Here is a 13,488-nt window from a genome sequence, read left to right on the forward strand (position 1 = left end):
CTCCCGTGCCGGGTGGAAAAACAAGTGGGGGCAGGTCCACCTTACGGCGAACCCACCCCCACAGGAAACAAGACTCAGCGACTGAGCCCCATCACCGCTCGTTAGACGAGCTTGACGCCAGCGCCAGCCTCTTCGAGCTTTGCCTTCGCTTCTTCAGCGGCTTCCTTCTTCGCGCCCTCGAGCACGTTCTTGGGAGCCTCTTCAACGAGCGACTTCGCCTCGCCGAGACCCAGGCCGGTCAGCTCGCGCACGACCTTGATGACCTGGATCTTCTTGTCGCCAGCCGACTCGAGGACGACGTCGAACTCGTCCTTCTCCTCGACGGCCTCAGCAGCGGCAGCCGGAGCAGCAGCAACGGCAACCGGAGCAGCAGCGGAGACGTCGAAGGTCTCCTCGAATGCCTTGACGAACTCGGAGAGCTCGATGAGGGTGAGCTCCTTGAACTGCTCGAGCAGCTCTTCGGTGGAAAGCTTAGCCATAATGTTTCTCCTTGATGTGTGCCCTCACGCGAAGCGTGCGGGCGGGGTTGTATAACCGATCCGGCGTGAGCCGAGTCTTACGCGTCCTGCTTCTCCTGCAGCGCGCCGAAGCCGCGTGCGGCCTTGGCGGGCAGGGCGGCGAACAGCTGTGCAGCACCGACCAGAGCAGCCTGCATGGCGCCGGCAGCCTTGGCCAGCAGCACCTCGCGGCTCTCGAGATCGGCAAGCTTGCCTACCTCAGCGGCGGTCATGGCGTTGCCATCGAAGTAGCCCGCCTTCACCACCAAAAGAGGGTGTGCCTTGGCGAAGTCACGCAGCGACTTTGCGACCGCGACGGTGTCACCGTGCACGAAGGCGAGAGCCGAAGGACCGGCGAGCTCGTCATCGAATGCGGTGATCCCGGCGTTGTTGGCCGCAATCTTCGTCAGCGTGTTCTTCGCCACAGCGTACGTCGCGTGCTCGCGGATGCTGTCGCGGAGTTCCCGCAGTTCAGCAACCGAAAGACCGCGGTACTCAGTCAGCAGAACGGCGTTCGACTCTTCAAACTTCTGCTGAAGATCGGTAACCGTAGCGTCCTTCGTAGCCATGGCGCTCCCTAGCTTGTCGTACCCGCGCGGCGGATGCCGCTCGGGGGCCGCGCCGCTCGAAGCGATTCGCTCGGAAATTCACCGAAACGAAAAGAAGCTCCGGCGCGCATGCACGGAGCTTCATAAGATCGGGATCGAGATCCCGTACTCAAGGAGTTCTGCACCTGCGCAGGTCTCCGCTCTCGCGGACGTTCCGGAATCCTTGCGGATCCTACCGGCGGTCTTGGGCCAGGGGAGACTCTACCACCACAGAGGAGGGAACGCAAAAGGTGGGTGAGGCGAGCGATGCTCTTGCGATGCTCAAGCCGCTGGCCCCCGCATGTAGCCCGCCACTCCTCGCTGCGCTCCGTGAGCCGCGGCGATGCCGCGCCGCGGGCTGCGCAAGAGCGATGTTCTTGCGATGCTCAAGCCGCTGGCCCCCGCATGTAGCCCGCCACTCCTCGCTGCGCTCCGTGAGCCGCGGCGATGCCGCGCCGCGGGCTGCGCAAGAGCGATGCTCTTGCGATGCTCAAGCCGCTGGCTTGAGCATGTAGCCCGCGCCACGCACCGTGTGGAGCATCGGCACGCGGCCGGCATCGATCTTCTTGCGGAGATATGAGATGTAGAGCTCGACCACGGTCGACTTCCCCGTGAAGTCATACGCCCAGACCCGATCCAGAATCTGCGCCTTCGAGAGCACCCGATTCGGGTTGCGCATGAGATAGCGCAGCAGCTCGAACTCCGTGTTGGTCACCGTGATCGGCTCACCGGCTCGCTCCACCTCGTAACTGTCCTCGTTGAGCGTGAGATCCCCGACACGCAGCACGGGGTCGGGATGCTGCGCGAGCGTGAGCTGAGAACGGCGCACGAGGCCGCGGAGGCGAGCGATGAGCTCCTCCAGACTGAAGGGCTTGACGACGTAATCGTCGCCCCCGGCAGTGAGCCCGTTGACGCGATCCTCCACGGAATCGAGCGCTGTCAGGAAGAGCACCGGGAACATCTCCCCAGCCGAGCGGAGTCGAGCGAGCAACTGCATGCCGTCGAGGTCTGGCAGCATGATGTCGAACACAGCGACATCCGGATTGAACGAGGCGATCTTCTCGAGCGCTTCCCGGCCCGTCGCAGCGGTCTCGACCTGCCAGCCCTCGTACCGGAGCGCCATGGCCACGAGCTGCGTGATCGACTCCTCGTCGTCGACGACCAGGGCGCGGATCTTGCCTCCGTCAGCACGCTGCAGCGATGATGATTCCATTCCTCGGAACGCTCCTCTCAGCCGATATGATCGCGCGCTCCCGAATTGAACGCGCGTCGCAAGCGGTTGGCTTCGTCTTCCCGATTCGCGGCACCCCTGCGCGGAGTGCGGCGAAATGTTGCGGGCTTCAGAATACTCACCTCACCTGCGTTTTCGCCTGCTTCAAACCTCTAGAACCAGTGTTTTTCCATGTGTCACCTATGCGAATGCTGCGTCTGCACCGGGTCACCGGCCGGTTCCCCGGACGCGGTTGCGCCGAGGCACGGCCCCGCATTGGGCGGTCGCGATCCCCCGATTCGCGCACTGCGCGAGCTGCTGCCGGACCGCGCGTTGCGCGCCGCGGAGAGCGAGCCGTGAGAAACTGAAGGGGTGTTCGCCCCAGCTCCCGTTCATCTCCAGCGCATCGTGACCGATGGGTCCGATCGCATGGCGTGGATGCGAGCCCGTGCCCGCGGCATCACCGCGACCGACGTCGCGAAGCTGTCGACCTCGCGCTCGATCGCCGCCGCCGCGCACGAGAAACTGCACGGCAGTCGTTTCATGGGGAACGTCTACACCGAGCACGGGAAACTCCGCGAGCCCGAGATCGCATCCTGGGTGCTGCGCGAGTACGAGATCGAACCGAGCCAGGCGCTCTTCCACGCGGAAACCGATCTCAGGCATCTCGCGACACCCGACGGGCTCGCATTCCGCGGCACGGGCGCGATCGAACTGGCGGAGATCAAGACCACGAACAAGGAATGGCGCTCCATCCCCCGCAATTACCTGCGCCAGGTGTGGTGGCAGCAGTACGTGCTGGGCGCGGAGCGCACGCTCATGGTCTGGGAGCGGCACGAAAACTTCGTGCCAGTGGGCGATCCCGAGTGCCGATGGGTCGATCGCGACGAGAACGAGATCGAGCGCCTCGTGAAGCTGGCGGGCGAGCTGATCGACGTGCTCATCGCCCGGACGACCTGACCCGGCACCGAGCACGCTGCGTGTTCACGCCTCGAGGTTCGTGAAGGCCACGTTGGAGGTGGGCCGGAACTCTCCCATTCGGCGCTCGACGCGCGTCGCGTGGGCGTAGTTGCGCTCGACGAGTTCCTGCAGGGCATCCGCTGCCGCCGACACTCCAGGCACATCGGGGATCGTCGTGCGCTCCGGGCCGATGAACAGGTCGACGTCTCCCGCCCCGAAGAGCCGTTGCAGCAGCGAGCGCCGGGTGCGCACCTCGCGGATGCGCACGAACGAGACCTCGCTGCGATGGCGCGAGAAGACGCCGTGCCGCTGAATCACCCGCCGCGTCGTCACCGTCGTGCGATACGTCAGCCACCGGAGCACGGGGAAGACGCCGAGCAGCAGCGCGAGCACGACCGCTCCCACACCCGCCAGCAGATTCATCCAACCTTCGGCGAAGGCGCCGACCCAGTAGCCCGCTCCGCTCGAGAGAGCGACGAGCACCAGTACCGGCAGCACGAGTCTGCGTCCGTGCCGCCGGAACCGGAGGAGCACGACCTCGGGCTGACCGTAATCCGCGGGCGCAGGGCCGAGCACGGACTCGACCTCCGACGTCAGCGATTGCGGGTTGCGTGAGGGCATGCCCCTATTCTGCACCGTTCAGCCTGGAGCTCCGGCGGGGCCTACTGGGATCCCCCGCCGAACGGGTTCGTCTGGTCGCCGGCGGCAGCGGCACGCTCTGCAGCAGCAGCAGCTGTGCGCGCCGCGTCATTCGCCGCCTGCGCTGCGCTGTCCGCCGCGTCCGCCGCTGCATCCGCGGTTGCAGACGCCGCGCTGGTCGCACTCCCCGCGACCCGGCGAGAGCTCTCCGACAGATCGGACTGCCGGAACGATTCGGAGGACCCGGAATCGAATCGATCCCCCGCGCGGCGATCGCCGTGATCGCCGCGGCCGCCCTCCGACGCATCCCGCGACGCGCGACCGGCGGCAGCACCCGCGGCGCTTCCCGAGACCGCCCCGTTCAGCATGCCAGCGAGGTCGATGCCGACCGTGTCCTTCGCCATCTCGAGGAGGCCCTTGATATTGCCCATGGCCTCCCCGGCGACCTTCGACGTTCCGTCGGCCGACACGACGGTCATGTGCTCGATCGCGCCGATGGCGCGCGCGTACTCCGCCGCGATCTCGGGCAGCAGGTGGATGAGTTCCTGGGCGAGCACCGCCTGGGACTGCGTCTCGAGTGCGCGGGCGCGCGCGTCGATCGCCGTCGCTTCCGCGGTACCCTTCGCTTCGAGTGCCGCAGCCTCGGCGCGACCCTCGGCTTCGAGCGCTTCTGCGGCGGCGATACGCGCCACGCGGCTCGCCATGCCCTCGCGCTCGACGGCCTTCGCGCGACCTTCGGCCGCTGACACGGATGCGGCGGCTTCAGCCTTCGCGAGGGCCTCGACGCGGTACGCCTCTGCCTCGGCGACCGCGCGCACGTCGGCGTTCAGTCGCTCGGTTTTCAGCGAGACCTCTTTCTGAGCGGTAATCTGCTGCTGCTCGACGATCGCCTGCTGCTGGATCGCCTGCTCGAGCGGCTCGGCGGCCGATGCCTGCGCGGTGGCCTTATCGGTCTCGACCTGGATCTCGGCCTGACGCAGCTTCAACTCGCGGTTGCGGTCGAGCAGCACGCGCTCGGCGCCGATCTTCGCCTCCTGCGATGCTTGGTACGCGATGGTCTCGGCGATGTCGGCGGCCTGGCGCACCTTGGCCGCCTCAGGACGGCCGATGTTCGAGATGTAATCCGCGCCGTCGCGGATCTCCTGGATCTGCAGTGTGTCGACGACGAGGCCCTGCTTCGTCAGGGCTTCCTCCGCCGCTTCGAGCACGCTCTGCGCGACGACAGCGCGATCACGAATGATCTGCAGTACCGTGAGGCCGCCGATGATGGAGCGGAGCGAACCCGACAGCACCTCCTGCGTCGACTCGTCGATCTCATCGGAGTTCGACAGGAATCGCTGGGCGGCGGCGCGGATCATCTCCTGCGTTCCACCGACCTTGACGACGGCGACGGCCTGCGCCTGCATCGTGATGCCGTCGGTGGTCTGGGCCTCCGTGGTGATCGAGAGTCGGCGCGAGCGCAGGGAGATCGTGAACGACTTCTGCACGAACGGGACGACGAAGACACCGCCGCCGGTCACGACCTTCTGACCGGAGAGGTCGCGACCGCGGTTGCCGGCAGCGTCGACGACCTCCTTGCCCTTGCCGCCGGTCACGATGATCGCCTCATCCGGTTTTGCGATCCGGTATCGCTTGATGATGACGAGCGCGATCAGCACGAGTGCGATCACCGCACCGAATATGCCGATGATCGCCGGGCTTGCGAGGAACATTACGTCTCCGTTCGGGGTAACGGTTGGGCGTGGGATTCAGGGAGTACGGGTTCGACGCGCACCGAGGTCGAGGTCACGACCTGCACGATGCGCACCTGCGCGCCTCGGGGCACGGGAGCCTCGGCGGACGCTGAGAGGGAGATTCGCTCGCCGTGCCGCGTGACCGCGACCTCGCCGAGTCCGTTCGCCGGGATCGCGAGGACGACGGCGCCGGTGGATCCGACCAGGTCGGTGCCGCTGACGGCGGTATTCGACTCTGCCCCTCTGATGGCTCGGGAGAGCCACCACGCGGCTGCGGCTCCGAGCAGGCCGGAGAGCGCGCCCACGATCGTCGCGACGGGGGTCGACATGCCGGCGCCGACGCTCGCGAACGACGCGAATCCGAAGATCGCGGTGAATGCTGCGATGGTCGTGAGACTCAGCGGCCCGTCGCCGAAGTCGAAAGCATCGAAGATGCCGTCGAGCAGGAGCGAGATCAGCAGCAGCACGCCGCCGATCACACCGATGATGAGGAAGATTCCGCCATCGAACAGCGAGCCGTCGAACACGCGCTCGATCCAGTTCATGATGCCGTCCATGGCCGCCCCCTCGATGGCTGTCACTGGCAGCGTACCAAGCGCCCGCTGCCAGCGCGCAACGGTCGAGCATCCTCAGGGGTGCGCTCGGGGATCCAGATCGTTCAGAGCCGCACGACCGAGGTGAGCAGCGCTCGGCCGTAATCCGTTCCGGGATCCGTGAAGAAGGCGCGGTCGCCGGATTCCACGATCGCACCATCGCGCATCACGAGCACCCGATCGCAGAGTTCGTGCACGACCGCGAGATCGTGCGAGACGAAGACGATGCCGAGTCCGAGATCGTCGCGCAGCCTCTGCAGCAGTTCGATGACACGGGCTTGAGAGGTCGTGTCGAGCGCGGAGGTCGGCTCGTCGGCCACCAGCACCTGCGGGTCGGCGGCGAGCGCGCGGGCGATCGCGACGCGCTGGCGCTGACCACCCGACAGCCGGTCGGGCGTGGCGCCGGCGAGGCTTGGATCGAGCCCGACCTGACGCAGCAGTTCCGCGATCCGAACCGCCCGAGCAGGCGCGAGACCGCGCGATCCCGCCTCGCGCGCGGTGTCGGCGCGTCGCAGTCGCAGCACCTCGTCGAGCGCGCTGCCGATCGTGCGACGCGGCGTCAGCGACGAGTAGGGATCCTGGGGCACGAGTTGGATCCGCCGCCGCTCCGACCGACCGCGCCGCGTGCCGAGCGCGACCCCGTCGAGCCGCACCTCGCCTGTGGAGAGCGTGGCTTGACCGGCGATGGCGCGCGCGAGCGTCGTCTTGCCCGAGCCCGACTCCCCAACGACTCCGAGCACTTCGCCGGCGCTCAGGCGCAACGAGACACCGGACACGGCGCTGACCGCTCCGAAGTTCACGGCGGCGTCACGCACTTCGAGGAGCGAGGGGTGCGCGTCGACGCCGAGCGCGTGCTGGGCCTGCGCTTCGCCGGGTCTCGAGGCGGGATCCGAATGCTCGGCGGGAGCCTGGCGTGCGGCGAGCCTCGGGAGCGCCGGGACCGCCGCGAGCAGCGCGCGGGTCTCCGCTGCGCTCGGCGCGGCGACCAGGGCGGCGACGGCGCCGGACTCGACGATCTCGCCCCGCGCCATGACGACGACCCGCTCGCACATCGCCGCCACCACCGCGAGATCATGCGACACGAACACGAGCGTGAGCCCGCGCTCCACGCGCAGCTCGCGCAGGAGGAGCAGCACGTCGCGCTGCACGGTCACGTCGAGTGCCGTCGTCGGCTCGTCGCAGAGCAGCACGTCGGGCGACCCGGCGAGCGCGAGCGCGATCACCACCCGCTGCCGCTGACCCCCCGAGAGCTGATGCGGATAGGAGCTGGCGATGCGCACCGTGTCGACGAGACGCACTTGATCCAGGAGGTCGTGCACACGTTCGTCTGCGGCACGCGCGCTGAGACCCGGATCTGCGGAGCGCACGGCGGCGCGCACTTGCCTGCCGACTCGGGTCAACGGATCGAGCGCGGTGAGCGGTTCTTGGAACACCATGCCGACCGAGCCGCCGACCGCGATGCTCCCGGAGGCGATGCGGAGTCCGCGCGGCATCAGGCCGAGCACGGCGCGCAGGGTGAGGCTCTTGCCCGAGCCGGATTCGCCAACGATACCGAGAGCCTCACCCGGCTGCAGCTCGAGGTCGATACCGGCGCGCTCCCCGACGAGCACGGCGCCGCTCGTCGTCGCGATGCGCAATCCGCGGATGCTCACGGTCCCGCGCTCGGGCGCGACGTGCTCGCGCAGCCGGCGGCGCGGATGCTCCCGGCTGAGCGAACGCTCGCGGCGGCGCGCACCGGGAGTGCCGGTGAGGGAGGGCGACACCGGGGAAACCCGGCTGCGCGCGCCGCCCACGCGCATCAGATCGCCGATGCCGTCGCCCAGCAGTGAGAGCGCGATGCCGGTGAGCACCACCGCGCACCCGGGGAGGGCCGCCAGCCACCAGTGCGTCGTCACGAATTGTTGAGCATCGGCGATCATGGTGCCCCAGTCGGGCGTCGGCGGTCGGATGCCGAGACCGAGATACCCGAGGGTCACGATGGCGACCATGATGAGCACGATCTCAGAGGCGAGCAGCACGATGGCCTGCGGCAGCACGTTCGGCAGCACGTGGCGGAGCAGCACGCGCGCGTGGGAGAGGCCGCCTCCCCGGGCGCTCCGCACCCAGCCGGCGTCGCGCATGGAGGCCGTCATCGCCCGGAGCACGCGCGCGTACCCGACCCAGCCGACGAGGGCGAATGCGACGACGATCCCTCCCGCGCCCGCCCCCAGGGCGAAGACGAGCGCGATCACGATGATGTAGAACGGAAAAGCGATGACGGTATCGGTGACGCGCGATGCCACCCAATCCACTGCGCCCCCGGAGTAGCCGGAGATGAGACCGACGGCCACACCGATCACGAACGGGGCGAGCGAGGCGAGCACGGCGATTCCGAGGTCGATCCGCGCAGCGTAGAGCATGCGGGAGAGCACATCGCGGCCGAGCTGGTCGGTGCCGAACCAGTGCTCCGCCGAGGGCGGCAGCAGTCCCTGCGTGAGATGCTGTTCCGTCGGCGAGTACGGCGCCAGGGCGGGCGCGGCGAGCGCGATGATCAGCAACAGACCGGTGAGGATCGCGCCGACGACGAGCGCCGGCGACCGGCTGGCGCCGCGTGCGGCGCTCGGATCCCTCATCGCTCGTCCTCCGTCGGGTCGGGTGGGAGTGCGGCCTCGCCGGAGGGCAGGAGCCGCGCATTCGATCCCGCACCGCCGATGGGACTTCGTGCGTCGCCCACCCGCAAGCGGGGATCCAGCGCGCTCGACAGCACCTCCGCGAGCGTCGTGATCAGTACGACGACGACCGCGCAGTAGAGGGCGATCCCCTGCACGACGGGGAAATCGCGCGTGCTGATCGACTGGAAGAGGAGGGAGCCGAGGCCATTGATGCCGAAGACTCGTTCGACGACCAGCGTTCCTCCGATGAGATACGCCGTGTTCACGCTGAGCAGGGTCAGCGTGGGGAGCGAAGCGCTGCGCATCACGTGGTGCCACACGATCCGCCGTTCTGGGATGCGCGCCGCCCGCAGCGTCGTGACGAACTCCGCTTCGAGCACATCGATGAGCTGGGCGCGGAGCGACCTGATGAGCGGCGGCGCCATGCCGAGCGCGACGGCGAGCGCGGGCAGGAACAGACTGCGGAGCGGCTCGGCCGGCCCCGACCCGACGCCCCCGACGGGGAACCAGCCGAGCTGCACGGCGAAGACGATGATCAGGAGGAGTCCGACCCAGAACAGCGGCATTCCCATGCCGATGGCGGGGAGGATCCGCACGAGGTGATCCGCCAGGCCGTCGCGGCGCAGCGCGGCGACGAGCGACAGCGGCACGGCGATGAGCACGGCGAGCAGGAGGGCGAGGGCCACGATGCCGGCGCTCACGGGCGCTGTGTCCAGGATGAGCTCCCGCGTCGACACCCCGGTGACCAGCGAGGCGCCCGTATCGAAGTTGAACACCACCTGCCCGAGGAAATCGGTGAACTGCTGCCACAGCGGCAGATCGAGGCCGAGCTGCGCGCGCAGCGCGGCAACGGACTCAGGCGTCGCGCGCTCGCCGAGGATCATGGCCGCGGGGTCGCCGGGAACGAGGCGCAGGAGGAAGAATGTCGCGACGACGACCCCCAGCATCACCGGCACGATCCGGGCGATGACGCGCCCCGCGGCCTGCACTCCCCGTTTCACCACGATCCCACTGTATGGCGTCGCCTCCGGCTACTGGGCGCCGCCGGCGAGCCACGCGTCCTCGAAGCGCACGCTGCCGTTCGGAAGCACGGTGAAGCCGTGCACGTCGTCGCGCGTCGCCTTCAGGTTCGCCGGGAAGAACAGCGGGATATAGGGCACCTCATCGGCGAGGGTCTGCTGGATCTCCTGATAGATCTCCGTGCGCTCCTCACCCTCGGGAGTCGTGCGTCCCTGCCGCATGAGTTCGGTGACCCGCTCGTTCGAGTAGTGCGTCCAGTACGACTTGCTGAACCCGTCGGGGTCGGCCTGGAAGGTGATGAACCCGTTGGGGTCGGGGGCGTCGGACTGCCCGCTGTTGAGCATGAAGTCGAAGTCGTACGCGAAGAAGCGCTCGCGGAAGGCGGCGATGTCGATCTGCTCGATCTCGACGTCGACGTCGATCTGCGCAAGGGATTCCTGCACGATCTGCGCGATCTGCGCGCGTTGCGAGTCACCGCTCGCGAGCAGCAGCGTGACGGAGAACCCGTCAGGATACGGCGACTTCGCGAGCTCCTCCCGTGCGGCATCGAGGTCGAAGTCGAGCGGCCGCACCGTCTCGTTGGCCGAGTCCGTGATGGTCGGCGGCAGCAGCGCGTTGGCCACCTCTGCCGTACCGAACGTGGTCGCCTGCGTGATGCCTTCGCGATCCAGCGCGAGCGCGACGGCGCGGCGCACGTGCTCATCCGCGAACTGCTCCCGCTGCGTGTTGAAGAAGACCTGCTCCGTCGACCATCCGCTCGTCTGCGACAGCACCGTGCCGTCACCGCTCTCGACCTGCGCCGCATTCGCCGCAGGCACGTCGTCGATCGCATCGAGCTGGCCGGCCGCGAGCTGCTGCTGCAGTTGCGTGTCATCGGCCACGAGCTTGTACACGAGGGAGTCGACGTAGGGCTTGCCCTCCTGCCAGTAGTGCTCGTTCTTCGCGAAGGCGAGGTCCCCGTTCGGATCCCACGTCTCGACCACGAACGGGCCGGTACCGATCGGATCCTCGAAGAACTCCTCCTCGCTCGCGCCCCCGAAGTCCTGCGGGAAGATGCCGTTCGAGAAGCTCGCGAGCTCCGAGAGGAACGGGGTGTAGCGTTCGCTCAGCGTGATGACCACGTCGCGCTCGCCCGATTCGGTGATGGCGTCGATCGGAGCTTCCAGCGGCAACGGCCCGCCCACCTCGATATGCCGCTCGAGCGAGAAGACGACGTCGGCGGGAGAGACCTCCGTGCCGTCTGAGAACGCGAGTCCGTCGCGCAGCGTGAAGGTGTAGGTGAGCCCGTCTGCAGACTCCGCGTATTCCGCGAGCCACGGAACGATCTCGCCGTCCGAGTCGAAGCTGACGAGCGGCTCGAAGATCTTGTCGATCGCGAACGCGTTGTTCGCGGTGATCTGCTGATTCAGATCGAGATCGGTCACCGAGGCGACCCGCCCGAACTCGAGCGTGCCACCGCTCACCGGATCACCGGCGTCGCCGGAGCCGGCACCGCTCGACGATCCTCCCGCGCACGCGCTCAGCAGCAGTGCAGCGGAGAGCGCGAGAGCTGCGGTCGCAGTGCGACGGCCGGCGCGTCGGCTCGGGCGGGGGGCGTGCTGGGCGGCGCGGAGCTGAATCGCGCCGGGCTCGGTGGCACCGGGCTCAGTGGCACCGGGCGTGCGGAGACGGAGGGCGGGGTCACAGGTGGTCCTCTCGAGGATGGGGTGGGAAATCGGGGCGCCGCGGATCGATCAGCCGCCCTTCGAGCAGCACGCCGACGATCGACGCGGGGTCGGACAGGGCACCGGGTTCGCGGGGATCGCGGGCCAGCAGCACGGCGTCCGCGACCGCTCCCGGCGCGATCACTCCGAACGGCGGAGGGTGACTCGGCGCGTCGGGATCCTTCGCACGCGCGAGCAGTGCTGCTCCGGAGGCCGTCGCCGCGACCAGCGCCTCCCTGACGCTGAGCCCGGCTTCGACCAGCGCATCGAACTCGACGCGGTTGGTGCCGTGCTGCTCAGGAGTGCCGAAGTCGGTGCCCAGCGCGATCGCCACGCCCTGGTCGCGGGCGATGCGCACCGCGTCGGGGTGCGCAGCCACCGCCGCGTCGACTCGGGCCGCGAGCCCTGCGGGGAGCTTCCCCGCGGCGATCATCTGCTGCACGAGGCGGTAGATGCGCAGCGTGGGCACGAACGCCGTACCCGACTGAGCGGCGCGTCTGGCCTGCTCGACGGTCAGGTAGATGCCGTGCTCGATGCTCGCCGCTCCCGACTCGATGGCGAAGTCGATGGCGTCCCCGCCCCACGCGTGGACCATGACGCCGGCCCCGGCCGATGCCGCTCGGCGAGCGGCGCTCGCGAACTCGGTCGCCGAGAAGTGCGACTGGAGGGACGCGCCCGCCGGTGATCCCACTCCATCGGTGGCGACGATTTTGACCCAGGCCGCTCCCGCCTCGAGCACCTCCTCCACCGCACGGTCGATCCCCCCGGCAGCATCGGCTCGCTCCCGGTCGATGAGCACCACCGAGCATGCGATTCTGGGCCTGGACTCGGCCGGGATGCGCTCACGGGTCGTGGTCGCGAGCCCCCCGGCGTCGCGTACGCTCGTGAAGCCGGCGCGCAGCGTGCGACGGAGCGCGTCTGCCGTCGCCCGGTGCGCCTCCTCCTCCGTGAACTGCGCGCGATCCGCCGCGTCGAAGGCGTGCCACGCGGCATGCAGATGGGCGTCGACGAGGCCGGGCATGATCCAGCGGGCCTCAGTGGGAATGCGCGGCGCCGCCGTGCCGAGAGCTCCGGACTGCGCCGCGTTGGCGGGGTCGCCGATCGCCGTGAAGCGTCCCCCGTGCCAGGACACCCGTTGCGGCGCCGAGAAGTCGCCGTGGGCGCCCATGACGCGCAACGTCGCTGTCGTCATGGTGCTCCTTCAACTGTGATGTCGGTGGGCGGTGCTGGGAATGCGTGCGGCGCGGAAGTGTGGTCTATCTCATCACCATATGGAAGCCCCCGTGAGTGAACCACTTCCCGACCCAGGCGCTGGACCACGTCGCCCACCGAGCGCCGCCCTTCCCCTCTTCTCTGCCCCATCCCGATCCGGGTCACTTTCGGAGGGTGTCCCACACGGTCAGACCAGCGACACGCTCCGAAAGTGACCCGGATCCCGGGGTGGGGGGTGGGGGATGGGGGCGGGCGCGGGGGACGCAGGCGGCGGTGAGTAGACTGGTTCGGTGACCAGTAGTTCTTCGACACCCGCCCCGCACGCTGCGAGCCCCGCGCTGCTGCTTGCGCGCGGTCTCTTCCACCTCGCAGCGATCGTGATCGTCACCGTGTGGGGCTTCCTCGCCTGGCCGCTGCCGTTCCCCGGCATCTTCACGGGCCTCGGACTCTTCGTACTCGCGGTACTGCTCTGGGCGCTCTTCCTCTCGCCGAAGCCGGTCCTGCGCGTGGATCGCTTCGCGCAGGCGCTGTTCGAGCTGTGCCTCATCGCCGCTGCGGTCGCCGCCCTCCTCGCGCTCGGCGTGTTCTGGATGTGGCCGGCCGCCTTCGGCGTCGCCGCCGCAGCTGTCGGGTTCATCGTCTCAAGCCGCCGCGCGTAGTCGCACCGCGTCTCTCCGCACCGC

12 protein-coding genes are annotated in these 13,488 nt (G+C 68.6%); 2 read left to right on the forward strand and 10 right to left on the reverse strand.

Going from position 1 to position 13,488, the window contains the following annotated elements:
• Positions 1-101: 101 nt before the first annotated feature.
• The 3 genes from rplL to JSQ98_RS07990 all read right to left on the reverse strand — a co-directional run bounded on the left by rplL (position 102) and on the right by JSQ98_RS07990 (position 2,297).
• Positions 102-479 carry a 50S ribosomal protein L7/L12 gene (gene rplL, locus JSQ98_RS07980; protein ID WP_010154996.1) on the reverse strand — a complete coding sequence of 126 codons (378 nt, stop codon included), beginning with the start codon at positions 477-479 and terminating at the stop codon, positions 102-104.
• A 77-nt stretch (positions 480-556) separates the two neighbouring features.
• Positions 557-1,066, reverse strand: coding sequence for a 50S ribosomal protein L10 (rplJ, locus tag JSQ98_RS07985; RefSeq protein ID WP_058593907.1), 510 nt, complete (start codon positions 1,064-1,066; stop codon positions 557-559).
• A gap of 508 nt (positions 1,067-1,574) precedes the next feature.
• On the reverse strand, positions 1,575-2,297 hold the full coding sequence (locus tag JSQ98_RS07990) for a response regulator transcription factor (protein WP_249290778.1): 723 nt from the start codon (positions 2,295-2,297) through the stop codon (positions 1,575-1,577).
• Between the two features lie 426 nt (positions 2,298-2,723).
• Between JSQ98_RS07990 and JSQ98_RS07995 the strand changes: the two genes are divergently transcribed.
• Positions 2,724-3,254, forward strand: a complete 531-nt coding sequence (locus JSQ98_RS07995) for a YqaJ viral recombinase family protein (RefSeq protein ID WP_234037590.1) — start codon at positions 2,724-2,726, stop codon at positions 3,252-3,254.
• 24 nt (positions 3,255-3,278) lie between these two features.
• Here the strand turns inward: JSQ98_RS07995 and JSQ98_RS08000 are convergent, their stop codons facing one another.
• From JSQ98_RS08000 to JSQ98_RS08030, 7 genes are all read right to left on the reverse strand, one after another.
• Positions 3,279-3,875: a PH domain-containing protein gene (locus JSQ98_RS08000; protein ID WP_090152017.1), complete on the reverse strand. Its 597-nt coding sequence runs from the start codon at positions 3,873-3,875 to the stop codon at positions 3,279-3,281.
• A 41-nt stretch (positions 3,876-3,916) separates the two neighbouring features.
• Entirely contained in the window at positions 3,917-5,605 is a 1,689-nt protein-coding gene (locus JSQ98_RS08005) for an SPFH domain-containing protein (RefSeq protein ID WP_249290779.1), read from the reverse strand.
• On the reverse strand, positions 5,605-6,207 hold the full coding sequence (locus JSQ98_RS08010) for a hypothetical protein (protein WP_346728747.1): 603 nt from the start codon (positions 6,205-6,207) through the stop codon (positions 5,605-5,607). The genes JSQ98_RS08005 and JSQ98_RS08010 overlap by 1 nt, the downstream gene beginning before the upstream one ends.
• 77 nt (positions 6,208-6,284) lie before the next feature.
• Entirely contained in the window at positions 6,285-8,831 is a 2,547-nt protein-coding gene (locus JSQ98_RS08015) for an ABC transporter ATP-binding protein/permease (RefSeq protein ID WP_211649126.1), read from the reverse strand.
• On the reverse strand, positions 8,828-9,874 hold the full coding sequence (locus JSQ98_RS08020; protein WP_346728748.1) for an ABC transporter permease: 1,047 nt from the start codon (positions 9,872-9,874) through the stop codon (positions 8,828-8,830). The genes JSQ98_RS08015 and JSQ98_RS08020 overlap by 4 nt, the downstream gene beginning before the upstream one ends.
• Positions 9,875-9,901: 27 nt before the next feature.
• Positions 9,902-11,353 carry an ABC transporter substrate-binding protein gene (locus JSQ98_RS08025; protein WP_346728749.1) on the reverse strand — a complete coding sequence of 484 codons (1,452 nt, stop codon included), beginning with the start codon at positions 11,351-11,353 and terminating at the stop codon, positions 9,902-9,904.
• A 217-nt stretch (positions 11,354-11,570) separates the two neighbouring features.
• Positions 11,571-12,785, reverse strand: coding sequence for an amidohydrolase family protein (locus JSQ98_RS08030; RefSeq protein ID WP_211649127.1), 1,215 nt, complete (start codon positions 12,783-12,785; stop codon positions 11,571-11,573).
• Positions 12,786-13,095: 310 nt separating this feature from the next.
• Between JSQ98_RS08030 and JSQ98_RS08035 the strand changes: the two genes are divergently transcribed.
• A complete protein-coding gene (locus JSQ98_RS08035; RefSeq protein WP_211649129.1) occupies positions 13,096-13,464 on the forward strand; it encodes a DUF2568 domain-containing protein in 369 nt (122 codons plus the stop codon).
• Positions 13,465-13,488 lie beyond the last annotated feature (24 nt).

Origin of the sequence: Leucobacter manosquensis (genome assembly GCF_018304845.1) — a bacterium.
Classification (GTDB): domain Bacteria; phylum Actinomycetota; class Actinomycetes; order Actinomycetales; family Microbacteriaceae; genus Leucobacter; species Leucobacter alluvii.

Excerpts from the sequence above, each read along its gene's own strand:
- rplL (WP_010154996.1), bottom strand. The coding sequence starts at position 479 with ATGGCTAAGCTTTCCACCGAAGAGCTGCTCGAGCAGTTCAAGGAGCTC.
- rplJ (WP_058593907.1), bottom strand. The coding sequence starts at position 1,066 with ATGGCTACGAAGGACGCTACGGTTACCGATCTTCAGCAGAAGTTTGAA.
- JSQ98_RS07990 (WP_249290778.1), bottom strand. The coding sequence starts at position 2,297 with ATGGAATCATCATCGCTGCAGCGTGCTGACGGAGGCAAGATCCGCGCC.
- JSQ98_RS07995 (WP_234037590.1), top strand. The coding sequence starts at position 2,724 with ATGGCGTGGATGCGAGCCCGTGCCCGCGGCATCACCGCGACCGACGTC.
- JSQ98_RS08000 (WP_090152017.1), bottom strand. The coding sequence starts at position 3,875 with ATGCCCTCACGCAACCCGCAATCGCTGACGTCGGAGGTCGAGTCCGTG.
- JSQ98_RS08005 (WP_249290779.1), bottom strand. The coding sequence starts at position 5,605 with ATGTTCCTCGCAAGCCCGGCGATCATCGGCATATTCGGTGCGGTGATC.
- JSQ98_RS08015 (WP_211649126.1), bottom strand. The coding sequence starts at position 8,831 with ATGAGGGATCCGAGCGCCGCACGCGGCGCCAGCCGGTCGCCGGCGCTC.
- JSQ98_RS08030 (WP_211649127.1), bottom strand. The coding sequence starts at position 12,785 with ATGACGACAGCGACGTTGCGCGTCATGGGCGCCCACGGCGACTTCTCG.